This window comes from Sorangium sp. So ce1335 (assembly GCF_051521615.1).
Taxonomy (GTDB): Bacteria; Myxococcota_A; Polyangia; order Polyangiales; family Polyangiaceae; genus Sorangium.
Map to the genome: position 1 here is coordinate 4,972,344 of NZ_CP150363.1, position 23,239 is coordinate 4,995,582.

Below are 23,239 nucleotides of genomic sequence, written 5' to 3' on the forward strand. Positions count from 1 at the left end.
CCGTTTACAGGAGGGCCTGCGAAGTGACACTACGTGTGTCCCGCCGTTTACAGGAGGGCCTACGAAGTGACACTACGTGTGCCCAGCTGCGTGCCGGGCAGGTTCCCGGCGAGCCTCGACCGCTCGCCACGCGCGCGCAGCGTGCTCGCGCCGAAAGCGCGTGCGTCCAGTCCGTGCTCCCCGGGGAGCCGGTTGACGCGGCAGTTCGTGTCCTGGCTCGTTGGTGCCGACGGGGTGGAGAGGTTCCCATGCGCCGGTGGGCGTCGCCTCGCTGTCAGGTACGCCGGGCGCGCTTGCGTGCCGTGGGGCGCCGCGCCGGGGAGGCACGCGGTCCGTCGTCGCCGAGCACGTCCTCCGGCGTCGGCGCCGTGAGCACCCGCGCGGTCCACGTGACGAGGGTCGCCTCGTCCGCGGCAAGGATGCGGGTGCTCACCTCGGCCGGCAGCGCGCCGAACCGGGCCGTGAGCACTTCCAGCAACGTCTGCGCTCGTCCCTGCGCTCGTCCCTGCGCTCGTCCCTGCGCTCGTCCCTGCGCTCGACCCCTACGCTCGATCTCGTCCAGCTCCGTCACGATGGCCTCCTGGGCCAGTGGGCCCACCGCCTTCTCCAGGATCCCGCCGATCTTCCGCACGCTCAAGCGCTCGTGCGTGGTCAGAAGGTAGCGCAGGAGCGCCTCCAGCGCAGCGAGGCCGCTCGGCGCCCGCAGCACCTCGTCAAGCGCCGCCGCGACGCGACCGATCTCTCGCTCCAGCCGCGCGTCGTCGCCGGACACGGACAGGCACCACAGCACCACCTTGCCCAGCGCCGTGAGCGCCTCTTCCACCACGTCGCCAGCCCGCCCCCCGCTGACATCGACGACGCGCAGTTCGAAGCACGGAATGTGCGGCAAGAGCGCCGCCCGCACCGGCCCGCTGGCCGCGATGATGTCCTGGAAGGCCGTGGCCGCCGTCCACCCGGTGTGGCTGTGGTGGATCAGCACCGGCATGATCGGCGGCAGCTCCGTCAGCGCCGGCTGGTCGCGGGTGATCCGCTCCCACAGGCGCATCATGTACAGGCCCATACGGAAGACCATCAGCGCCTCGACATCGCGCTGGTGCTCGACGATCGTATGGAAATAGATGCGACCCGCGCCCATGCGGGCGGAGAGCACGAGGTCGCTGTGGCGGCTGCGCAGCGCGCGGTCGACGAAGCTGCCCTTCTCGATGCGCAGCGAGCTCCAGCGCACGGCCGCGACCACCGGCTGCGGAAGCGCTGCCTTCAAAAGGCCCATGGCGTGCTCGCGCTGAGAGAAGGTCCACTGAAACAGCGCATCGTGAGGGGAGGCCAGCGGACGCCGGCGCGGCGGCTTCGGCATGAAGCAACCCTCGTTGACCGAGTCGTAAAATGCAAGTCGATCGCAGGGAAATTGATGCGCATGGAGCGACTGATCCGCTCAGCGAGGCATTACGCGATAGCCCATGATCTCGTTTCAAAATCGTGGGTCGCTGGGCTCATCGAGCGGATTCGGTCATGCGCCTCATCAATACGACCAGGTCCCTCGTGGCGTCAGACAGGCACCTCTCGTCATCTCGTTATCTCTTTATCACGAACGAGTCCCTCGCGACGTCACACAAAGAGACGGACCGCTGCCATGGGTCGTGTCCCGATGAGCCCACGGCGGCCATCGGGGCGCGCACCGCGCAGCCTCGCGCGCGACCCACGCGCGCCGGGCGCCCCACGTGCGGCCTTCTCGCGCACGCGCGCCCCACCCGCGGCCGCCCCTCTCGCGCAGCCTCGTCCTCTGGGCGGGATCGTCCGTCCCGCGCCTTCGCTCAGGCCGGATCCGGCGGAAGCGGCAGCACGCGCTCGACGAGGTAGCGCAGGATGTCCTGGGGCGTGATGATCCCGACGAGGCGGCCATTGCGCACGACCGGCAGATGGTGAATCCGGTTCTCGCGCAGCAACGTCATCACGTCGTCGGTGGGCATGAACTCGTCCACGCAGAGGGGCGGGGTGCTCATCACGTCCGCGGCCGTCATGCCCTCGTATTCCTTGCGCAGGAGCGCGCCCAGGAGATCTGTCTCGCTCACGAACCCGACGACGTGGTGGCCCGCGTCGATGACGGGCGCTCCGCTCAGGTTCTCGTTGGCGAAGAGCTGCAACATGTCCGTGACCGGCGTGCCCTGCTCCAGCGCGATCACGCGCTCGGTCATCAGATTGCGCGCATGCCCCTTCATCGTGTGGCCCATCTAATGATCGAGCCACAGCGGCGTCAAGGGCACACAGACGCGACGCGCCGAGCAGTCCGTCCGCCATCAGGCTCGGCGCTCAGCGGCCGTACACGAGAAGACGCAGACAACCGTCAGGGCTTACCCCACCCGCCGCTGGCCGCCTCGCCGTGCCGCAGCAAGGCTCCGCGCCCGAGCAGACAGACTCATCTCCTCTCCTCACCCCTGGCCATCCCGTTCACCGAGGACACCGATCCCGGCAAGCAACAGAAAGCAGGAGGTAGCCCGGTGGACGGCGGCGTGGTCCGCTCCGGCAACCCCATCACGACGGGCGACCCCCGGGCGCCTCCCTCCAGGAAGGTGCGTATCCGTGACAGGACATCGCCTCGCCCACATCGCTTCTCCGTCCGCGCTGCGGGCGTCGCCGGCCATGGTGCCGTGGACAGAGCGGGGGTGTCGCAACGACAGCGCGATCGTCCCTCGACACAAAAAAAAGAACCTGTTGCGTGCGCGTCGGTCTTTGCCAGTCGGGTTATCAGTGACATCTTACCATTTGTCGCTGTAGCGAAGATGGCCTGCACTGCCGCACCGGCCCGCAGGCGTTCTCGCAGACCGTGCAGTTGAACCAAGATGTACGCACCGGCCGTCGAGGCGCGCACCCGTGGCGCGCGCCTCGGCGCCGGTCGTTCGGGAGCTCATCGGGCAACAGCCCGCGGGCATCCCAGGGGGAAACGTCGTTCATGGAGCATTCGCCGAAGCTCGCCGCATTCGTCCTGGCTGTCGCCGCGCTCCCCGCGAGCGCGTGCGCAGCCTCGCTCGACCCGGAAGCCCCGGCCGAGGAAGCCGAGGAGGCCGAGGACGCCGCGTCCCAGGCCATCCGGGCGCACAACGCGCTGACGTCGAACGCGCTGACGTCGAACGCGCTCACCGCCGACGTGATGACGTCGAGCGCGCTGACGTCGAACGCGCTCACCGCCGAGGCGCTCTCGGCGAGCGCGCTCACGGTCGAGGCGCTCCGCGACCCGGCGGCGCGCACGCTGCTGAAGTACATCGCGGGCTGCGCGTTGCCCCAAGGCGAGCGCCTCACCGTGACGGTCGACGGCGCCAGGCTCTCCTTCCCGGGGGAGCTCGGCCTCGCCGAGCGCTGGGGACAGGAGGGCGGCGCGTGCGACCGCGCGTGCCGGAGCTGGGTCAGCGGCTGCGTCATCGCCCGCCTCAACTACCTGGGCCAGAAGGTGAACATCTCCGTCCGCGGAGATCGCGAGGAGCTCCAGGCCGACAAGGCCGAACGCGCCGCGTTCCCCAGGCGGGAGGCGACCTACTTCGGCGACATCTTCGCGGCGCAGCCGGTCTACCAGGCCTGCCTGCCGCCCGGGGCCTCCGCCATCCCGCGCGTCTGCGGGCCCTCGCTCGACGCGTGCGCCGTCGAGATCGCCGGCCCGTGCGACGCCCTGTGCGACGAGCCGACCGACGACGGCAGCTTCCCGAACTGCCGCGGCGCGATCCGCCACCCCTCGGGCAAGCTCGCCGTCGGGAAGAAGCCGCACGCCGGCTCGGTCACCGTCTTCCTGCGCTGACGTGGGCTACGCGGAGATCATCGCGGGGCGCTTCGTCGTCGAAGGGGAGGCCGCCTCCGGAGGGATGGGCACCATCTACAGGGCGCACGACCGCGTCGGCGGCGCGGCCGTCGCCCTCAAGATCGTCCGCCTGAGGAGCGCGATCCAGATCGAGCGCTTCGAGCGCGAGGCCGCGCTCCTCGCCGCGCTCGTCCACCCGGGCATCGTGCGCTACGTCGCGCACGGGAGCACGCCGGCAGGGGACCGCTACCTCGCGATGGAGTGGCTCGACGGCGAGGACCTCGCCGCGCGCCTCGCGCGCCGCTTCCTGCCGGCGGGCGAGGGGCTCTCGCTCGTGCGCCGCGCCGCCGACGCCCTCGCGTTCGCGCACGCGCGCGGCATCGTCCACCGCGACATCAAGCCGGGCAACCTGTTCCTCCCCGGCGGAGACGCCGCGCGGGTCAAGCTCGTCGACTTCGGCATCGCGCGGCCGAGCGCCGAGGCAGGGCGCGTCACCGTCACCGGCGGCGTCCTCGGCACGCCCGGGTACATGGCCCCGGAGCAGGTCGAGGCCAGGACCGCCCCGGATCCGCGCAGCGACGTGTTCTCCCTCGGGTGCGTGCTGTTCGAGTGCCTCACCGGCCAGCCCGCCTTCGCCGGCGCGAGCCCCATGGCCGCGCTCGGCGACCTGCTCCTCAAGGAGCCGCCCCGCCTCCGCGACTTCCGCGCGGACGCGCCCGCGCCGCTCGATGATCTCGTCGCGCGCATGCTGTCCAGGCTGCCCGGCGAGCGCCCGCGCGACGGCGCCGAGGTCGCGGCCGAGCTCGATCGAATCGCCGCGCTGTGCGGCGCTTGGACCGCGCCGCCGGACGCGCCGACGCTCTCCGGGAGCACGCCCCCGGGCGCGCCCGCGCTCCCGGACGGCTCGGCCCGCGGCGCCGCCCCGCGCGAGCGCGTCGCCCTCACGCTGGGCGAGCAGCGCCTCGTCAGCCTGATCTTCGTCGGCGAGGCCGACCAGGGCGGGGCGCCGCTGTCGTCGCCGCGCGCCGCCGCGCGGGCCGCGGAGCTCCCGGGGGACACGCCGCGCGAGCCGCCGCCGAGCGCGCCCGCGTCGCGGCCGCCGGCGTCGAGCGCGCGCGCCGCGGAGATCCGCGCGCTCGTCGAGCTCCACGGCGGCCGGCTCTCGCAGATCGCCCCGGGCGCGCAGCTCGTCATGATGTCCGGCCCCGGGAGCGCCGTGGACCGCGCCGAGCGCGCCGCCCAGTGCGCGCTGGCCCTCCGGGCCGAGCTGCCGGGCGCGGCGCTCTGCGTGATCACCGGGCGGGGCGTCCTCTCCGCGGGCCTCGTCGAGGGCGACGTCATCGACCGCGGCGTCGCCGAGCTCCGCGCCGCGCTCGAGGCGCGCGACGCGCGCGCCGTGCGCCTCGACCGCGCGACCGCCGACATGCTCGGGCCGCGCTTCGTGATCGCGCGCCGCGCCCGCGGCGACGACGGCGGCGACGGCGGCGACGGCGACCCCCGCGCGCCGGACGAGGCGATCGTCCTCTCCGGCGAGCGCGCCGTCGACGAGGTCGCCCCCGCGCTGCTCGGCAAGCGCACGCCGTGCGTCGGCCGCGCCCGCGAGCTCTCGATGCTCCAGGGCGTGCTCTCGGGCTGCATCTCCGAGTCGCTCGCCAGCGCGGTGCTCGTCCTCGGCCCGCCGGGCGCCGGCAAGTCCCGGCTCCGCCAGGAGCTGTTCGCCGCCCTGCGGCGGCAGGCCGAGCCGATCGAGATCCTCTGGGGCCGCGCCGACTCGGGCTCGGCCGGCTCGCCGTTCGGCATGATCGCGGACGTCCTCCGCCGGGCCGCCGGCCTGCGCGAGCGCGACCCGACGCGGGCGCGGCACCGCAAGCTGAAGCAGCGGCTCGGGCGCCACCTCGGCGGGCCGGAGCTCGATCGCGCGGCCGCGTTCCTCGGCGAGGTCGCCGGCGCGCCGTCGCCGGAGCACGCGCGCCTCCTGCGGGCGGCGCGCCAGAGCGCCGCCGGCATGAGCGACGGCGTGCGCGCCGCGTGGGAGGACTGGCTCGCGGCCGAGTGCGCCGCGCGCCCGGTGCTCGTCGCCCTGGAGGACCTGCACTGGGGCGACGCCGCCACCGTGCGCCTGCTCGACGCGACCCTGCGGAACCTGCGCGAGCTGCCGCTCATGCTGCTCGCGCTCGCGCGCCCCGACGTCCACCGCCAGTTCCCGAGCCTGTGGGCCGACCGCGAGGTGCAGACGATCAAGCTCGGCCCGCTGGCGCGCCGCGCGAGCGCGGAGCTCGTGCGCGCGGCGCTCGGCGCTGCCGTGCCCGAGGGCGTCGTGACGCACCTCGTCGAGCGCGCCGGCGGCAACCCGTTCTATCTCGAGGAGCTCATCCGGGCGGTCGCGAGCGGCCACGGGGAGCTCCTGCCCGACTCGGTCCTCGGCACGGTCGAGGCGCGGCTCGACGCCGAGGGCAACGAGGGCAAGCGCGTGCTCCGGGCGGCCAGCGTCTTCGGCGATCGCTTCTCGAAGCGCGGCGTCGCGGCGCTGCTCGGCGGCGAGGAGCGCCTCGCCGACGTGGAGGCGTGGCTCTCGGCGCTCACCGAGCGCGAGCTCGTCGCGCCGATCGGCCCGTCCGCCGGCCTCGGCGACGCCGCCGACCACGTCTTCCGCCACACGCTCGTCCGCGAGGCCGCCTACTCCATGCTGACCGAGCGCGATCGCGCCCTCGGCCACCGGCTCGCGGGCGCGTGGCTCGAGCGGGGCGCGTCGGTCGACCCGAGGGTCGTGGCCGAGCACTTCCGCCGGGGCGGCGAGCCCGACCGCGCTGTGCGCTGGTACCGGCGCGCGGCCGAGCAGTCGCTCGAGGCGAACGACCTGCGCGCCGCGATCGAGCGCGCTTCGTGCGGCGAGGCGTGCGGCGCGGCGGGCGAGGATCTCGGCGCGCTCCGGCTCGTCGCGGCCGAGGCGAACATCTGGGAGGGCGACCTCGCCGCCGCCGAGGAGCTCGGCGCCTCCGCGGCCGCGCTGCTCCCGGCCGGTTCCCCCGGGTGGTTCCGGGCGGTCACCCAGGTCGCCGCGGCGGCCGGGAAGCTCGGCGCGGTGGACCGGGTGGCGCGGTGGGCCGCCGTCGCCGAGGGCCTGTCCGGTGCGCGCGGCGAGGGCGCGGCGCGGCCGATGGGAACGCCGCCGGGCGAGGGCGAGGGCGCCGCCGCGGCGCCCCCCAGCGGGGTCGTGGCCGTGCCGTCGAGCGCCTTCGCGCCGCCGCCGTCGAGCGCCTTCGCGCCGCCGCCATCCAGCGCCTTCGCGGCGCCGCCATCCAGCGCCTTCGCGGCGCCGCCATCCAGCGCCTTCGCGGCGCCGCCATCCAGCGCGGCCGGCCTGCGCCGGGCCCGGATCGCGTGCCTCTGCGAGTGCGGCGCGCAGCTCGTCTTCGGCGGCCGCTACGCCGAGGCCGACGCGCTGCTCGCGCGCATCGACGAGGACCTCCGCGCGCCCCCGCCGCCGGACGCCGAGCTCGTCGCCATGGCGCAGCAGCTCCGCGCGATCCGCGCCTCGGCCGGCGGCGACCCCGAGGCGTGCCTCGAGGGCCTGGAGGCGGCGCTCGCGGCCTTCGAGCAGGCCGGGGATCGGCGCAGCGCGTGCGTCATCGGCTCGAACCTCGGCTTCATCTACGCCGAGCTCGGCGAGCTCGGGGCGGCCGAATCCGTCCTGCGCGCCGCGCTGGAGGCCGCCGACCGGCTGGGGCTGCGCGAGCTCGCCACCGTGGCGATGCACAACCTCGGCCACGTGCTCGGGCAGCTCGGCAAGCTCGACGAGGCGCAGCGCGTCGAGCGGCGCGCTGTGGAGGCGTTCCAGCAGCGGGGCGACCTCCGCATGGAAGGCGTGGCGCGCACCTACCTCGCGAAGATCGCGCTGCTCTCGGGCGACGCCGCGACGGCCGAGCGGGAGGCGCTCGCGGCCGAGGCGGCGCTCCACGTGGCCCCGCGGCTGCGCGCGCCCGCCGTGGCCGTGCGCGCGCGCGCGCTGCTCGCCGCCGGCGAGGTCGCGGCGGCGCTCGGCGCCGCGCGGGCGGCGTTCGGCGAGCTCGCCGCGCTCGGGTCCCTGGAAGAAGGCGAGTCGCTCGTGCGGCTCGCGTACGCCGAGGCGCTCGCGGCGTCCGGCGCCCACGGCGAGGCGGCGGCGGTGCTGGCGGAGGCCAGGGAGAGCCTGCGCGCGCGGGCCGACCGGATCGCCGACCCGCGGCGGCGCGAGCGGTTCCTGACCGCCGTGCCGGAGAACGCGCGCATCGTCCGGGGCGCCCTGGCGACCGACGACGGCGGCGAAGGGGCAGGCGAGGGGAGCCCGCCCCGCGCAGCGCAGGCCTCCTAGGCCGCCGGAGCCCGCCGCCCGCTTGGGAGCGCAGGTCGGACGACGCTCGTCGCGGCCGGGCGGACCGGATCGAGGCCCGTCGCTCGCCGCCTCGCCCGTCCGCGCGCCGCCGCCGTCCGTCGCCAGGGCGCGCCGGTGCGGGGCGCCGCGCGACACCGATCGATTGCGCGTCTGCGCCGCTGCGTTGATGGCCTGTCGCGTCGCCTGGACGGGCGCGACACGTGAGAGCGAGGGCACCGATCTGCCGATTGTCCAGGATGCGCGATGTGCTTGTCGTTTTGTGAGCCTGTGAGTTCTGCTTGATTCAGATTAAAAAAATACTCTATCAGAGGTGACAGGTGATCGGACGAGCTCATTCCAGCAACTCACGCGCTGTACTACCTCCCACCGTCACACCCGCTCGAAATCAGCAGAGAGTCGAGAGAAAGCGAGCGATCGGAGGTCGATTGCGAATTGACGCGTTGCGCTGTGCAGCGGGGGCGCTCGCGGCGCTCCTGTCGCAAGGATGCGTCGCGTCGATGGATGAGCCGGTGGACGCGGAGCACGCCGACGTCGGCGAGGGCGCGCTGGCGTTGAAGAGCTATGCGCAGACGCAATATCCGATCGTGCTCTGTCACGGCATGGCGGGGTTCAAGGCCATGTTCGGTGTGGTCGACTACTTCGGCGGGATCGCGTCGACGCTGCGCTCCGGCGGAGCGGAGGTGTACGTCACCGCGGTGCCCCAGTTCGACAGCACGGAGGCGCGGGGGGAGGCGCTGCTCGCGCAGATCGAGGACATCGTGGCGCGCACCGGGAGCGGGAGGGTCAACCTGATCGGGCACAGCCATGGAGGGCTCGACGTCCGGTATGTCGCCGCGGTGCGGCCGGACCTCGTCGCGTCGGTCACCACCATCGGCTCGCCGCACCAGGGGGCCGAGCTCGCCAGCTACCTCCAGGAGAACCTGCGCGACGGCGGGCTCGCGCAGGGGGCGCTCTCGTTCCTCGCGAACAGCCTCGGCACGGTGCTCAGCCTGCTCAGCGGGCACTCGGCGCCTCAGGACTCGATCGCCGCCGTGAGGTCGCTCTCCGCCGAGGGGATGCGCGAGTTCAACGCCCGCTACCCGGCCGGGCTGCCCGCCGACCGGTGCGGCCAGGGAGCCGCCGAGGAGAACGGCGTGCGCTTCTTCTCGTGGTCGGGGACAGGGATCCTCACGAGCGTCGTCGATCCGACCGACCTGTCGCTCGGCCTCATCTCCAGGCTGTATTCGGAGAAGAACGACGGGATGGTGGGCAGGTGCAGCTCCCATTTCGGCGAGGTGGTCCGCGACGATTACGGGATGAACCACCTCGACGAGGTGAATCAGCTCTTCGGGTTCATCAACCTGTCTGGCCCGAACCCGAAGTCCGTGTTCCGGTCGCACGCGAGCCGGCTCAAGAACGCCGGTCTCTGAGCCGCAGGGGGCCTCATGGATCGTCGCAGGAAGACGGGTCTCGTCGCGGTCATGGCGCTGGCCGCGCTCGTCGGCGCGGGCGCGGGGTGGCTCGCCTCGGGGGGGCGGCAGCGGCCGACCCCCGCCGCCCGGTCGAGCGCGGCGGCCGCGCTGCCCCGGCGGGGCGACGTGGCGCCGGCGCTGTCGGTGTGGCCGGCCCCCACGCGCGTCCAGCGGGCGGTGTCGGTGTCGCCGGCCCCCGCGGCGCCGCCGCGGCCCGCGCCGCCCTCGCTCCGGGGCGCTGACGTCGACGGCGCGGTGATCGTCGACGAGCGCGGCGACCTCGTCGTCGGCCCCGAGATCCTCGCGCTGTTCGACCACTTCCTCACCGCCACCGGCGAGGAGCCGGCCGCGGTGATCAGGGCCCGCATCATCGCGGCGATCCGGGAGCGGGCCGACGGGCCGGCGGCGGACCAGGCGGTCGCGCTGCTCGACCGGTACCTCGGCTACCGCGAGGCAGCCAGCGCGGCGCTCGTCGGGCCTGAGGCCGATCCGGCGGCGCGGCTCGCGGCGCTGCGCGAGGTCCGCCGCGCGCATTTCGGCGAGCCGGACGCCACGCAGCTCTTCGGCGACGAGGAGCGCGAGGGGGAGGCGGCGATCGAGCAGTCCCGCGTCCTCGCGGACGCGACGCTCTCGCCCGACGAGCGCGACGCGCGGATCGCGGAGGTCGAGGCGGCGCTCCCCGACGACATCCGCGAGGCGCGGGAGGCGGCGGTGCGCCCGCTCGCGCAGCAGGCCGAGGAGCAGGCGCTCCGGGATGCGGGCGCGTCGGACGAGGATCTCCACGCGTACCGGGTCGCGACCGTGGGCGCCGAGGCCGCGGACCGGCTCGCGGAGCTCGACCGGCAGCGGGCGGCGTGGCAGCAGCGGATCGACGCCTTCGCCGGCGCGCGCGCTGCGCTCGAGGCGACCGTGGCCGATCCGGCGGCGCGGCGCGAGGCCGAGGAGGCGCTGCTCGCCGGCGCGTTCACGCCCGAGGAGCGGCTCCGCGTGCGCGCGATCCTGGGCCTCGCGCTGTGACGAGCGGCGGCGCGGGCGCCCGCGTCGGGCGAGCGCGTCGACCGCGGTGCGGGCCGGCGGCGCCGCGCCGCGCGGGAGGGAGCGGCGCGGCGATATCGCGCCGTGGCTACATCGAGCCGTGGATCGAGAGCCCGAGTCCGTCGGGGCCGACGAGCGGGGCTGCGCCCACCTGGAGCACGCCGCCGTGCTGCATCGGCACGCGCACCTGCGTCGGCATGGCGATGCCGCCGAGCAGCATTCCGAGGCCGACGGCCTGCCCGACGCCGAGGACGGAGAGGCCGACAGCGCGGGCCGCCGACGGCTGCGCGGTGCCGAGGTGGATCCAGGGGCCGGCGAGGGGGATCATCAGCGAGGCGGGGCTCGGCGCGCTCTGGTCGCGGCGCGGGGCGACGGAGCAGGCGTACTGGGTGCATTGCGTCCCCAGCCGGGACGTCGGCTTCTCCAGGGAGAGGCCGGCGGCGGCGATGGCGGACGCGGTCCAGAAGCCGCCCAGGGTCGACGCGCCCGCGATGATCCAGCGGCGCTTCTGGGGGTTCGCGGCGTAGGCGGGGGCCGCGGGCGCCTGCGTCGTCGTGGCCTGCTGCGGGGCGAAGCTGCCTTGCGGCGCCGCCTGACGCGAGATCGCCTGTCTCGCGTCGCCCGCGGAGGCGCTGGAGGTGCCGAGGCACAGGCCGATCCCGAGGACCCCGGCGAGCCCCTGGACGACGCCTCTCCCCCTTGTTGACCTACGGCCGTTTCTCCCCGTCTTCGAAGTCCGCATGAGCCCCTCCCGGTGCCACAACGCGCGCACCTGCGCTGGAGAGAGCAAGCTCCGGGCCCCTCTGGAGAGGCCCGGCGCAACGACCGGAGTGAGCGCCGTGAAAAGCGGCTCCACGAGAGGAAACCCGAGCCGCGCTGGACGCCGCGACGAGCTTGACTTCCGGGGGGACCTGTGGAGTTTCTCTCCCGGATGCTCCGCGCGGGAGCCGACGATGACGGTCACCTTGAACCGAGTTGCCGCCGATCTCCGGCTCGCCGTCGCGGGGGGCCTGCTGAGCCTCTCGAGCGCTGGCCTCCTCGGCTGTGATGATGCGCGGGAGCCGGCGCCGGTCGCCGCTCCGGGCGGGATGCCGCTGCACCACATGACCGCGGCGGAGTACAATAGCACCGTCGCCCACCTGCTCGGGACGAGCCTGCGGCCCGCGGACGGCTTCCCTGCCTCCGGCGCCAGGGGGTTCGACGCGAACGCGAGCGCCCTCGCGACCCTGCCGCAGGTCCTCTTCCAGGGGTACTACGACGCCGCGAGGGCCCTCGCCGAAGACGCGTTCTCGAGCGAGGCCCAGCGCGCGAAGATCCTCGTGTGCGACCCGGCAGAGGCCGCGGATGCCGGGTGCGCGCGCGACATCATCGAGCGCTTCGGGCTGCGCGCCTTCCGGCGGCCGCTCGAGGCCGCGGAGGTCGAGCGCTACGTGGCGCAGTACACCCACGCCGTGACCGCCCTCGAGATGCCCCCGGTCGAGGCGGTGCAGCTCGTCGTCCGGACGCTGCTGACGTCGCCGCACTTCCTCCTCAGGATCGAGCTCGGCCCCGACTCGGCCCGCGCGCCCGGCGCCCTCAACGGGTTCGAGATCGCGTCGCGGCTCTCGTACCTGCTCTGGAGCTCGCTCCCGGACGAGGCGCTCTTCGAGGCGGCGGGGCGCGACGAGCTCGCCACCGAGGACGAGATCCTCCGGCAGGTCGACCGCATGCTGGCCGACCCGAAGAGCGCCGCCTTCTTCGAGAGCTTCTTCGGGCAGTGGCTCGGCACCCGCACGCTCCCCAGCCACACCGTCGAGCCCACGCTGTTCCCCCTGTGGAATCAGGAGCTCAAGGCCGCGATGATCGACCAGGCCAACGCGTACTTCGCCGCGTTCACGACCGGCGAGCGGACATGGGCCGAGTTCCTGACGGCGCCCCACCCGGAGAGCCCGCTCGTCGCGCCGCTGTACACGAACGATCCCGAGGGCGTGCGCCGCGGGTTCCTCACGCTCCCCGCGTTCCTCACGCTGTCGTCGCACGCCGACAGGACGTCTCCGACGTCCCGCGCGAAGACGATCCTCGCCCAGCTCTTCTGCGTGCCCATGGAGCCGCCCGCCAACATGGTCATTCCGGAGCTCGGCGCCGCGGGCGGCGACTCGGTCCCTGCCGACAACGTCCGCAAGAAGCTCGAGAAGCACCGCGAGTCGCCCGACTGCGCGAGCTGCCATGATCTGCTCGACCCGATCGGGCTGAGCCTGGAGAACTTCGACCCGATAGGCGCCTACCGGACCGAGTACCCGAACGGCGACCCGATCGACGCGGCCGGCGTCTACGACGGCACGGCGTTCCAGGACGTCACCGGCCTCGTGCCGACGCTCCAGGAGGCCGCCTTGACGGGGACGTGCCCCACCGAGCAGCTCTTCGCCTACGCCCTGCGCCGGAGCCCGACGCGCGGGGACAGGCCCGAGATCGCGGACATCGCCGCGCGCTGGGATGCCGGGACGATCGCCGCGCTGGTGAAGCAGGTGGTGACGAGCGACGCGTTCCGCCTCCGCCGCGCGGAGGGGAGGGCCCGGTGACGCGGCGCGGTCTGGCCGCGTCGCCGCCGCGAGGCGCCGGGCGCGAAGGGGCGATGCGCACATGAAGCGGCGACTGTCACGCAGGGCCCTGCTGCGCGGCGCGGGCGTCTGCCTGGCGCTGCCGTGGCTCGAGAGCTTCGAGCCGCGCGGGGCGCGCGCGGGGGAGGCGGGCACCCCGAAGCGCTTCATCCTCTGCACGTTCCCGAACGGGGCGCCCCACCACTGGTGGGAGACGGCGCCCGCGTTCGGCAAGACGCTGAAGGGCGCCGACTTCAAGCTGCCGAGGGTGCTCGAGCACTTCGCGCCGGTGAAGTCGAAGATGCTCATGATAAGCCGCCTCGGCAACTACACGTGGAGCAAGGAGCAGAGCCCGTACATCGAGCCGTCGCACTCGCGCCTCACGGCGGCGCTGTCGACCTGCGTCGACGCCGACGAGCTGGGGCGGGCGCAAGGCCAGGATCTCGGCGAGTGGGTGGGCAACGGCGTCTCGGTCGATCAGCTCATCGCGCAGGAGTCGGGCCCGCTCCAGGCGACCCGCATCGCGTCGCTGCAAACGGGGCTCGGGGTCAAGCCCGGCTTCTTCGACGAGCGCAGCTACGCGTACAACCAGGCGATCTCCTGGAAGAGCCCGCGCGAGCCGCTGAAGCGCTCGGTCAACCCGAAGGCGGTCTTCGACGCGCTCGTCAACGCGGGCGCGGCGTACGCGGCGCCCGTGCCCGGCCAGACCGCCGCGCAGGCGAGGATCGAGGCCGAGCGCCGCGCGGCGGCCGAGAAGAGCGTGATCGACGCCGTGCTCGCGGACGCGAATTCGCTGATGACCCGGGTCGGCGCGGACGATCGCAGGATCGTCCAGCAGTACCTCGACGCGCTGCGGGAGACCGAGAAGAACGTGACCCGCGTCCAGGCGACGATGACCGGCTGCAGCCCTGTCCGCGAGCCCGGCGCCGTCCCCGAGCCGCCGGGCCCGCTCGTGGGGCTCAACGAGAACGACAGCACGGAAGCCGGCGAGTACAGGCACGACGACCACGCGAACGTCATGATCGATCTCCTCGTCATGGCGCTCCAGTGCGACGTGACGCGCGTCGTCACCCACATGCTCGACGACTCGCGATCCGAGTTCGAGTACCGGTGCATCCCCGAGGACGTCCGCGCGAAGGTGGGACTCGACTACAGGGCAGAGAGCAGCCTGCACTTCCACGCGTCGCAGCACGGCCCGGGCAACATCGACCGCGCGACCGAGGACGGCAGATACCGGATCATCGAGGAGAGCAACCTCGACTTCGCGGCGATCAACTGCTGGCTCGGCCAGAAGACGGCGCAGCTCGCGCAGCGGCTCGACGCGATCCGCGAGGGCGACGGGACGGTGCTCGACCATTCCGTCATGGTGTACATGAGCGAGATGCGCACCCACGATCATGACGCGTACGACCTGCCCATCGTCCTCCTGGGCGGGGACGGCGTCTTCCTGAACGACGCGCACGTCGCCTACGATCCTGTCGGGAGCGATCGCCAGCTCCGCGATCTCTGGTTCACGATCATGAACCAGTACCACGGCCTCGGAATCGCGTCGTTCGGCGACGATCGCCGCGGGGAGCCGAACGCGCTGCTCGAGGAGATCCTCCGGTAACGGGCTCGGCCGTGATCGGTTGTCTCCGATCGCCCCGGGCGCGTTGACGCCGGTCGCCGGCTATCGGCGGTCCACCGCTTGCTAGGGCGCCAGGCGGGAGGTTTCTCATGACGCAATCCGCCATCTACCCGAGCACCGAAGAGTTGCTGACCCCCGAGGTCACCCGGGCCGGCGCCGCCGCGGCGCCGGCCGTCCACGAGAACGCAGCGATCCCCTCGAAGCTGCTCTTCGGCGTCCTGCCCGTCCGGCGATTCATCCCCCAGGACGTCCACTCGGTGCTCGACTACTCGAACGGCCTCATGGTCGCCATGGCCGGGCTCGCCTCGAAACGGCCCGAGGCAAAGGTCGCCGGCGTGCTCCTCGGCGCGTCGGTCATCTCCGTGTCGTTGCTCACCGACTACCGGCTCAGCCTGGCGAAGCTGATCCCGATCGAGGCGCACGAGGTGCTGGATTATGCGTGGAGCGCGTCCGTGATCGCGGCTCCGTTCGCGCTCGGGTACAAGAAGCGCGCACCGCTCGCCGCGATGATCCATATCGCCACAGGGGCCGCCACCATCCTTGGGTCGATGTTCACCGACTACCGCGCTGCCCGCGGACGCATGCAGTCGGCCACGTAGGTCCGCCGGGTCGCGCCCTCTGCCAGGTGGAGCTGCCTCGCGGCGCGCGGCGGCTACGCCGCCCCCTCGCGGAGCCACTCGCCGAACCGCTCGCCGATCATCAGCGCCGTCAGGTTCGTGTTCACGCTCGGGATGGTCGGCATGATGCTCGCGTCCGCGACGATCAGCCCCTCGACGCCGCGGACGTGCCCGCGCCCGTCGACAGCCGCCGCCAGGTCGCCCTCGGGCCCCATCGGGACCGTCCCGCACGGGTGATAGCCGGACCCGCAGCTCCGGTAGATCCACCGCTCCAGCGCCTCGCGGCGCATCAGCGTGCGCTCGGTGGGCCAGAGGAACCAGCCGAGCTCGCGCATCGGCGCGGTGCGCGCGACGTCGTACGCGAGCTCCAGCGCGTCCACCGCGCGCGCGAGGTCGTCGCGGTCGACGAGCAGGTTCGAGACGATGCGCGGCCGCGCGTGCGGGTCCGCGCTCGGGTACTCGATGCGGCCGGTCCCGCGCGGCTTGCCGATGCAGCACGCGATGGCGAAGGCCGGTATCGTGACGCGCGGGTGCACCGGGAAGAACGAGCCCGGCTGGAGCATCATGTCGTTCGGGTACGGGCTGCCGCGCGACGTGTAGCGGAGCACCGTCTGCACGAGCGGCTGGCGCAGGACGTCGATCAGCCCCCGGCGGCGCGGCCACAGGCCGATGGCCGCCCCCGGGTGATCGAGCAGCCGCGCCCCGACGGCGGGCACGTCGGCCACGAGCTCCACCCCGAGCCGCGCGAGCTCTGCCCGCGGCCCGATCCCGCTGCGCAGGAGGATCCCTGGTGTCGCGATGGCGCCGGCGCTCAGCACCACCTTGCGCGTCGCGACCACCTCGACGCGCCCGTCCGTCTCGATCTCCACCCCCTCGACCCGGCGGTTGCGCACGAGCACCCGCCGCACGGTCGTGCGCGGCCGGAGCCGCAGGTTCTCCCGCCGGCGCACGTCGGCGGTCAGGTAGCAGTGCGCCGCGCTCATGCGCTGGCCGTCGATCTTGTTCATCGCGTGCGGGCCGACGCCCGCGGGCGCGTCCGGATCGTTCGTGTCAGCGCACGCGGGGTAGCCGAGCGCCCTGCACCCGTCGACGAACGCCGCCTGCCACGGCACGAGCTCCTCGCGCCGGGCGCGCCGGATCGGCACCGGGCCGCCCTTGCCGTGCCAGGGATCGCCGAAGTCGCGGTCGTCCTCCATGCGCTTGAAGTAGGGCAGGCAGGCGTCGAAGCCCCACTCGGGCAGGCCGAGCGCGGCCCACTCGTCGTAATCGTAACGTTGCCCGCGGATCGCGATGCACGTGTTCACGGCCGACGAGCCGCCGACCACCTTGCCGCGCGGGAAGAGGAACATGATCTGCCCCGGCGTCGGCCGGTGGCGATAGCCCCAGTCGTGCAAGCGCCACGAGTTGCGGGTGCCGTCGCGCAGGTCGGCCGGCAGGCGCGCCGGGTCCGGGTAGTCGGGCCCGGCCTCGAGCAGCAGCACATCGCGATCCGCGCGCTCCGTGACGCGCGCGGCGATCACCGCCCCGGAAGAGCCTGCCCCGACGACGATGAGATCGGCAGCGCTCCCCGGGCGGGAAGACGAGGACGGCGACGAGCGCAACACCTTGGAAACACGACTTACACGGGATCGCGCGGTCCGGCAACGTGCCGTCGAAACGGTCCGCGCCGTATGACTCCCGTGCACTTCCAGAGCGCCGCGCGCGTGCGCCCGCTGCGCGCCCGTCCGGCGATGGCCCGGGAGGTCCCGTTGGAGATACCGAGGTTCATACAGGGGGTCTATGCGTTCGAGGGGCAGGGCCTGGAGCAGCCGGTCCCCCTCCGTCCCGCCATCGGGTACACCGTCCCGCGGGACAGGCGCGCTCAGCTCATCTACCTGCGCGCGGGCAACTCCACCGGCGAGCTCGTCTACCTGCTCCTCCGGCGCGACGGCCAGCCGATGCGCTATTTCCCCATCGGCGCCAGGGCGGCGATCCACGTGCCGCTCGTCATCATCGAGGACATCCCCCCGGAGAGCGTCCTGGAGCTGTCCGTGGGCGCCCCCGAAGGCGTGCGCGGGCTCGCGACCATCGACATCGGCCTGGCGGAGATCTGAGCGCTGCGGAAGGGGCGCCGGCGCGCTGTGCTCGGCGACGGGAGGGCCGGCGCCCGCGCCGTCGGGGGGTGGCTCGGCGACGGCGGTGCGGCCTGCCGCGCGGGGCGCGGCGGCGGCGCTGCGGCCCGCCGCGCGGGGCGCTTCGCGGCGCCCCGCGCGCGCGCGTCCGAGGGTAGGCTAGCGGGGCGCGATGCGCGGCATCGCCCGGAGGGTCCCCTCTCGCCATGCTCCACACAACCGCCGCACCGCTCGCTCCCGGCACGGTCCTCGGGGGCGACTTCCGCATCGTCCGGCCCCTGAGCCAGGGGGGCATGGGCGCCGTGCTCGTCGCAGAGCAGATCTCCACGGGCAAGCCGCGCGCGGTGAAGCTGATGCACGCGCAGATCGCGCAGGACCCGCGGTTCCGCGAGCGCTTCGAGCAGGAGGCGAGGGTCGGGGCGCGCATCGAGAGCGACCACGTCGTGGAGGTGGTCGCCGCGGGCGTGGATCCGGCGACGCAGATGCCCTGGCTCGCCATGGAGCTGCTCGACGGATCCGACCTCGCGGCCGTCGTGGCGCAGCGCGGCCCGCTGCCGCCGGACGAGATCCGCGAGCTGATGGGGCAGCTCTGCCACGCGCTCGCGGCGGCGCACCGCGCGGGCGTCGTGCACCGCGATCTCAAGCCCGAGAACGTCTTCATCGCGCGGCCGCGGCAGCAGAACGTCCGCTTCAAGGTGAAGGTGCTCGACTTCGGCGTCGCGAAGGTCGTGGCCGAGACGCGGGCGAGCACGGCGATGACCGCGTCGGTCGGGACGCCGCTCTGGATGGCGCCCGAGCAGACAGAGCTGGCCGCGCAGGTCACCCCCGCGTCGGACGTGTGGGCGATCGGGCTGCTCGCCTTCTACCTGCTCACCGGGCGCCTTTACTGGGTCGAGCCGGTCCGCGGCCCGAGCGCGTCGGTCATGTCGCTGATGCGCGAGGTGCTGTTCAACCCGCTGGAGCCCCCGTCCGCCCGGGCCGCGCAGCTCGGGTGTCCTCAGCTGATCCCGGCCGGCTTCGACGCCTGGTTCGCCCGGTGCGTCGCCCGCGACGCCCGCGCCCGCTTTCCCGACGCCGCGCAGGCCATGGCGGCGCTCGATCCCGTGCTCGCCGCGGCGTCGCACGGGCCCGCGGCGTCGCACGGGCCCGCGGCGTCTCACGCGCCCGCGGCGTCCCACGGGCCCGCGGCGTCCCACGGGTCCGCGGCGTCTCACGCGCCCGCGGCGTCGCACGGGCCCGCGGCCCCGCTGCCGGCGCAGCCCACGCCGGCTCCGCCGGCCTACGGAAGCCCCACCTACCCGCCGCTCGCGCGCACCGAGGTCGGCGGCGTGGCCGGCGCCACCGCCGCGCTGGTCCCGGTCCCGGTCCCGGCGCGGCGCAGGGCGCCCGTGGGCCTCCTGCTCGCGATCGTCGTCGGCGGGCTGCTCGTCGTCGCCGCGCTCGTGATCGGCGGTCTTGTGCTCTTGCAGCGCCAGGGTGCGACCGAGCGCGCCCCGACAGCGCCGCTGCTGCCGTCGTACGGCAGCGCCGGCGCGACCACCGGCAGCGCGCCATCGCCGCCGGTCGGGCCGTCGAGCGCTGCGGCGAGCGCCGCCCCCGACCTGGCCGGCACGTACGACATCACGTCGTCGCGGAACCCGGGCCGGCAGCTCGCGGGGCGCTGGGCCCCGCTGGGCAGCGCGCAGGCGGGCTCCGAGGCGCTGCTGCGGCGATGAGCCCGGCGCGGGGGCGGCTCGCCCGAGCGGTGGAGCGCTGGAAGGGGCGCGGCGGAGGTCGGCCTGACAGGCGTGTCAGGTGTCGCTCGGGCGCGCGTGACGAAAGACGCCTGGAGAGGTGGTCTCTTGCGTGGTCCACACAGGTGGCGTGCCCATTGCAATTCTGCGCGCCGGTCCACGGCGCTTCCGCCGGAGAGAGGATGGCCCCATGATTCGATCGCTTTCTCGCCTCGTTCTACGCGGCCCCCGCGCGCGCAGAGCCGTCTCGCTCGCCGCCGGGCTGGCCACGCTCGCCGCCGCGAGCGGCTGCATCAAGCAACAGTGCACGGAGCTGGGCTGCAACGACAGCTTCACCATCACCGCGGCGACGGCGGACAAGCGCTGGGCAGCGGGAGAGTACGCGCTGGATCTCTCGGTGGACGGCAACCAGGTGTCGTGCGCCTACACCTGGACCAACACGCCGCAGGCGGGCGGAGGCGGGGTGTTCGTCCAGTGCAGCCCGACGGTCGCTGTCTCGATCGAGCCGGTGACACGGTGCAGGGAGACGTCGAACGGCGGCGCCGTCTCGCAGTTCTGTAACCCGATCCCCGGGCAGTTCACGCAGCGGATCACGGTTCACGGCACGCCAGCGCGCGTCGTCGTCGTGGTGCGCCGGGACGGCGCCGTCGTCGGAGAGCAGGGCTTCACCCCCGCGTACCAGCGCTCGTATCCGAACGGCGAAGCGTGCGGGCCCGGGTGCCGGCAGGACGCGCAGGACTGGGAGCTCCCGTAGCGGGGTCTCTCGCCCGCGAAGACGCCAGGAAGACAGGAGAGATCCTGGTGTCTGGAACAACGATCAATCACGTTGATCGAGCGAGAGATGAACCGCCAGGACGCCAAGAAGAAGACAAAGTCTTGGCGTCCTTGGCGCCTTGGCGGTTCGAAGCTCTGCTCGTTTCAGGCGGGTTCAACCCGTTTGTCGCTCTGGTGGCCCCCCGGCCGCCCCATCATCGCGACAGGCTGGGGGACCCCCCTGGGCTCCCTCGGCTACGCCTTCGGGGCCCGGGGCGTGAACTCCCAGGTGAACTTCCCCTTGCCCTTGTTCTGATCCGCCGGCGTCAGGACGAGCCCGTCGATCGACTCCGCGACGCAGCTCGCCACCTCCTTCGAGGCGGTGGTGCCCTCCTCCTCGACGTGGATGTCCGCGAGGCGGCCGGTGTCCTCGAGCACGAGGAAGCTGACGGTGACCGTGCCCTCGGCGCCGGGGTTCCGGGCGAGCTCCGCGTCGTAGCACGCCCGGATCTGCTCTTCCCTCGTCGCGAGCAGCGCGGCCGTGTCGTCTCGGTACATCGCCGGGCTCCGCACGGCGAAGGAGCACCCCGCGGTCGCGCCCGACGAGGCCAGAAGGACCATACCGAAGACCCATTGCTTCATGCGCGCCTCCTTGCCGGGAGCAGCGTTCGTGGATCGATCCCGGACCAGCATCTACTCCCCTCCCGCCGCGGCCTTCGCGGTGTCCTGCTCGACGATGTTGAACTCGACCCGGCGGTTCTTCTCGCGCCCCTCCTCCGAGTCGTTGTCCGCGAGGGGCTTCGTCTCGCCGAACCCCTTGGCGGTGAGCATGCCCTGAGCGATCCCGTGCTGGACGAGGTACTCCATCACGGCCTTCGCGCGGCGATCCGAGAGCTTCAGGTTGTGCTCGTCCGCCCCGTCGGAGCTCGCGTGCCCCTCGATGGCGATCTTCTTGATGTGCGGGTGCTTCTTGATCGTGTCGACGACCTCGTTGAGCAGGCTGTGCGACTCGGTCCGGATCACCGCCTTGTCGTGCTCGAAGAGGATCTTCTCGTTGATGACGATCTGCTTCTCCGTCACCTCGACGCGCTTCTTCTCGGGCGGGGGCGGGGGAGGGGGCGGCGGCGGCGTGCCCACGATGGTGAACGCTCGTCCCCCTTCGAACGCGGTGACGCCGCCGCAGGCCGCCGCGCCGAGGCTCACGCCCGCGAGCAAGACAAGGGCGATTCGAGGCCCGAGGCCCGCGGGGCGCCGCGACACGCGATGGGCGCCGGGCCAGGAGCGAGGGCCCTGACGGCGCCTCGCGCTTCGGTTGTCGGAGATATCCTTCATGGTCGAGACTCCATGGGCCGCTGTCACGGACCCAGGTGGCTGGGTGCCGCGCGCAGTGCGAGCACGACGAATACCCCGGAACCGGGTAGGGTCGGCTCGCAGGCGAGCTCCATGCCGCGCACCCTAGCCCAGAACGGTCGCCATGAGCTAGCCTGGATTTTGGCCACGCTGGCCCCGCTTCGTGGCGCCAGCGCCACGATCGCTGACCCCTGGTCACCTTCGCCGTGGCCTCCGGCGGCCGGCGGCGCTTTTTTTCGACGGGTACACCGATGAGTCCCGCGCGCTCCGGCGGTCCATCGTCCGGACCCATCCCGCGGCAGCGCCTGCACCGGGCGATGCCCATCCTGACGCCAATGGAGACGTACCCATGACCCGCATCGAACTACCGCGCGTCGTCTCGCGCGCCGAGTGGCTGGAGGCACGCAAGGCGCTGCTCACCCGGGAGAAGGAGCTGACGCGAGCGCGCGACCAGCTCAACGCCGATCGCCGGCGCCTGCCGATGGTCGAGGTGACCGAACCCTACGAGTTCTCGGGCGCCCACGGCAAGCTGCGCCTGCTCGATCTGTTCGAGGGCCGGCAGCAGCTCATGGTCTATCATTTCATGTGGCTGTTCGAGGACGACGGCACACCCAGGGATCGCGGCTGCCCGAGCTGCTCGGGCTTCGCCGACCAGATATCGAAGGGCCACCTGCGCCACTTGCACGACGTCGACACCACGTTCGCGTTCATCTCGCGCGCTCCATGGGAGAAGATCGCGCCGTTCAAGGCGCGCATGGGCTGGCCCGTGCCCTGGTACTCGTCGGAGGGCAGCCGCTTCAACCACGACTACCACGTCACGCTGGACGAGTCGGTCGCGCCCGTGGAGTACAACTACCGCACGCCCGCCGAGCACGAGCAGGCCGGCACCGCTTACTACCTGGGCGGCAAGCAGCCCTTCGACCTGCACGGGCTGAGCTGCTTCCTGCGCGACGGCGAGCGCGTGTACCACACCTACTCGACCTACGGGCGCGGCACGGAGTCGACGGGCGGCTCGTACTACTTCCTCGATCTCACCGCGCTCGGGCGCCAGGAGGACTGGGAAGAGCCCAAGGGGCGCAGCACCGGGCGGGGCGCCAAGGCCGGCGACGTGCGCATCCGCTACCCCGACGAGCAGGAGGACCTGTCCGATTCCAGCGGCGCGCGGCCGGCGCGCACCGCTCCCGAGGCGGACGACTGTTGCTCACGGCTGCGGCGCTGATGCGGCGCTGAACCGGTTGCTCACGGCTGCGGCGCTGATGCGGCGCTGAACCGCGGGGCTCGCGCCGCGCCCGGCGCCGGCGCGGCGCCGAGCCGCCTCGATCGCCGTGGGCACGCGTGAACACCTCTCACCGGGCGCCGAACCTCACGTCCAGGTCCGGGTACTTGCGCGCGAGGTACTCCAGAGCCAGCCACGTGTGACAGTGCCGGACGTCGGGCTGGCGAGCCGTTGGGCAGTTGCAGCCGAGGAAGACGTCACCTTGCCGGGCCTCCTGCGCCAGCGCGTCGAAGCGCGCCGCTTGCTCGGCAAACCGCTCATCGAGCACCGCGATGTAGGCGGCGCGAAACCGCTTGAAGCCTGCTTGCGAGGGGTCGGACAGGAACGCCTCGACGATCTCCGGGGTGGGCCTCAGCACGTGTTGCGTGTGCTTGCGCGTGTCGTACCGTCTGCCTTCCGGCAGCGGATCGCCATCTGGACGGCGCCCGCGAATGATCTGGTAGCGTGCGAGCATTCGCTCATTCCTCCTTGGCTTGCGGGGCTGGCGCGGCTTGCGTCGGCTCGCGTCCGCTCGCATCGGCCGTTATACCTCATGGCGGTCCGGGCGAAGCGCG

General features: G+C 73.2%; 18 protein-coding genes. 11 read left to right on the forward strand and 7 right to left on the reverse strand.

Annotation, left to right across the window (positions count from 1 at the left end):
• Positions 1–274 precede the first annotated feature (274 nt).
• Positions 275–1,354 carry an Rpn family recombination-promoting nuclease/putative transposase gene (locus tag WMF24_RS18235; protein ID WP_437737698.1) on the reverse strand — a complete coding sequence of 360 codons (1,080 nt, stop codon included), beginning with the start codon at positions 1,352–1,354 and terminating at the stop codon, positions 275–277.
• 457 nt (positions 1,355–1,811) lie between these two features.
• Positions 1,812–2,216 (reverse strand): CBS domain-containing protein, encoded by a 405-nt coding sequence (locus tag WMF24_RS18240; protein ID WP_437737699.1) that lies wholly within the window; start codon positions 2,214–2,216, stop codon positions 1,812–1,814.
• Between the two features lie 731 nt (positions 2,217–2,947).
• Here WMF24_RS18240 and WMF24_RS18245 point away from each other — a divergent pair.
• The 4 genes from WMF24_RS18245 (at position 2,948) to WMF24_RS18260 (ending at position 10,624) form a co-directional block, all read left to right on the forward strand.
• Positions 2,948–3,784: a hypothetical protein gene (locus tag WMF24_RS18245; RefSeq protein WP_437737700.1), complete on the forward strand. Its 837-nt coding sequence runs from the start codon at positions 2,948–2,950 to the stop codon at positions 3,782–3,784.
• Between the two features lies 1 nt (position 3,785).
• On the forward strand, positions 3,786–8,135 hold the full coding sequence (locus WMF24_RS18250; protein WP_437737701.1) for a serine/threonine-protein kinase: 4,350 nt from the start codon (positions 3,786–3,788) through the stop codon (positions 8,133–8,135).
• Positions 8,136–8,653: 518 nt separating this feature from the next.
• Positions 8,654–9,565, forward strand: coding sequence for an esterase/lipase family protein (locus tag WMF24_RS18255; RefSeq protein ID WP_437737702.1), 912 nt, complete (start codon positions 8,654–8,656; stop codon positions 9,563–9,565).
• A gap of 15 nt (positions 9,566–9,580) precedes the next feature.
• Positions 9,581–10,624 carry a lipase secretion chaperone gene (locus tag WMF24_RS18260; protein ID WP_437737703.1) on the forward strand — a complete coding sequence of 348 codons (1,044 nt, stop codon included), beginning with the start codon at positions 9,581–9,583 and terminating at the stop codon, positions 10,622–10,624.
• Positions 10,625–10,730: 106 nt separating this feature from the next.
• On the opposite strand, the gene WMF24_RS18265 is transcribed toward WMF24_RS18260, so the two are convergent.
• Positions 10,731–11,384 carry a hypothetical protein gene (locus WMF24_RS18265; protein WP_437737704.1) on the reverse strand — a complete coding sequence of 218 codons (654 nt, stop codon included), beginning with the start codon at positions 11,382–11,384 and terminating at the stop codon, positions 10,731–10,733.
• A 223-nt stretch (positions 11,385–11,607) separates the two neighbouring features.
• On the opposite strand from WMF24_RS18265, the gene WMF24_RS18270 reads away from it, so the two are divergent.
• The 3 genes from WMF24_RS18270 to WMF24_RS18280 all read left to right on the forward strand — a co-directional run bounded on the left by WMF24_RS18270 (position 11,608) and on the right by WMF24_RS18280 (position 15,444).
• Positions 11,608–13,200, forward strand: coding sequence for a DUF1592 domain-containing protein (locus tag WMF24_RS18270; RefSeq protein WP_437737705.1), 1,593 nt, complete (start codon positions 11,608–11,610; stop codon positions 13,198–13,200).
• A gap of 61 nt (positions 13,201–13,261) precedes the next feature.
• Positions 13,262–14,827: a DUF1552 domain-containing protein gene (locus WMF24_RS18275; protein WP_437737706.1), complete on the forward strand. Its 1,566-nt coding sequence runs from the start codon at positions 13,262–13,264 to the stop codon at positions 14,825–14,827.
• Positions 14,828–14,934: 107 nt separating this feature from the next.
• On the forward strand, positions 14,935–15,444 hold the full coding sequence (locus WMF24_RS18280; protein WP_437737707.1) for an SPW repeat domain-containing protein: 510 nt from the start codon (positions 14,935–14,937) through the stop codon (positions 15,442–15,444).
• A gap of 53 nt (positions 15,445–15,497) precedes the next feature.
• On the opposite strand, the gene WMF24_RS18285 is transcribed toward WMF24_RS18280, so the two are convergent.
• A complete protein-coding gene (locus WMF24_RS18285) occupies positions 15,498–17,066 on the reverse strand; it encodes a GMC family oxidoreductase (protein ID WP_437737708.1) in 1,569 nt (522 codons plus the stop codon).
• 144 nt (positions 17,067–17,210) lie between these two features.
• On the opposite strand from WMF24_RS18285, the gene WMF24_RS18290 reads away from it, so the two are divergent.
• The 3 genes from WMF24_RS18290 (at position 17,211) to WMF24_RS18300 (ending at position 20,060) form a co-directional block, all read left to right on the forward strand.
• The gene (locus WMF24_RS18290; RefSeq protein WP_437737709.1) at positions 17,211–17,555 is read left to right on the forward strand and encodes a molybdopterin oxidoreductase; all 345 of its coding nucleotides are present in this window, start codon (positions 17,211–17,213) and stop codon (positions 17,553–17,555) included.
• A gap of 224 nt (positions 17,556–17,779) precedes the next feature.
• The gene (locus tag WMF24_RS18295; RefSeq protein ID WP_437737710.1) at positions 17,780–19,288 is read left to right on the forward strand and encodes a serine/threonine-protein kinase; all 1,509 of its coding nucleotides are present in this window, start codon (positions 17,780–17,782) and stop codon (positions 19,286–19,288) included.
• 208 nt (positions 19,289–19,496) lie between these two features.
• Positions 19,497–20,060 carry a hypothetical protein gene (locus tag WMF24_RS18300; RefSeq protein WP_437737711.1) on the forward strand — a complete coding sequence of 188 codons (564 nt, stop codon included), beginning with the start codon at positions 19,497–19,499 and terminating at the stop codon, positions 20,058–20,060.
• Between the two features lie 254 nt (positions 20,061–20,314).
• Here the strand turns inward: WMF24_RS18300 and WMF24_RS18305 are convergent, their stop codons facing one another.
• Together WMF24_RS18305 and WMF24_RS18310 are read right to left on the reverse strand one after the other, a co-directional pair.
• Positions 20,315–20,701: an AgmX/PglI C-terminal domain-containing protein gene (locus tag WMF24_RS18305; RefSeq protein WP_437737712.1), complete on the reverse strand. Its 387-nt coding sequence runs from the start codon at positions 20,699–20,701 to the stop codon at positions 20,315–20,317.
• Between the two features lie 51 nt (positions 20,702–20,752).
• Positions 20,753–21,274, reverse strand: a complete 522-nt coding sequence (locus WMF24_RS18310) for an OmpA family protein (protein WP_437737713.1) — start codon at positions 21,272–21,274, stop codon at positions 20,753–20,755.
• A 484-nt stretch (positions 21,275–21,758) separates the two neighbouring features.
• On the opposite strand from WMF24_RS18310, the gene WMF24_RS18315 reads away from it, so the two are divergent.
• On the forward strand, positions 21,759–22,628 hold the full coding sequence (locus WMF24_RS18315) for a DUF899 domain-containing protein (protein WP_437737714.1): 870 nt from the start codon (positions 21,759–21,761) through the stop codon (positions 22,626–22,628).
• A gap of 127 nt (positions 22,629–22,755) precedes the next feature.
• Here the strand turns inward: WMF24_RS18315 and WMF24_RS18320 are convergent, their stop codons facing one another.
• Entirely contained in the window at positions 22,756–23,139 is a 384-nt protein-coding gene (locus WMF24_RS18320; RefSeq protein ID WP_437737715.1) for a hypothetical protein, read from the reverse strand.
• Positions 23,140–23,239 lie beyond the last annotated feature (100 nt).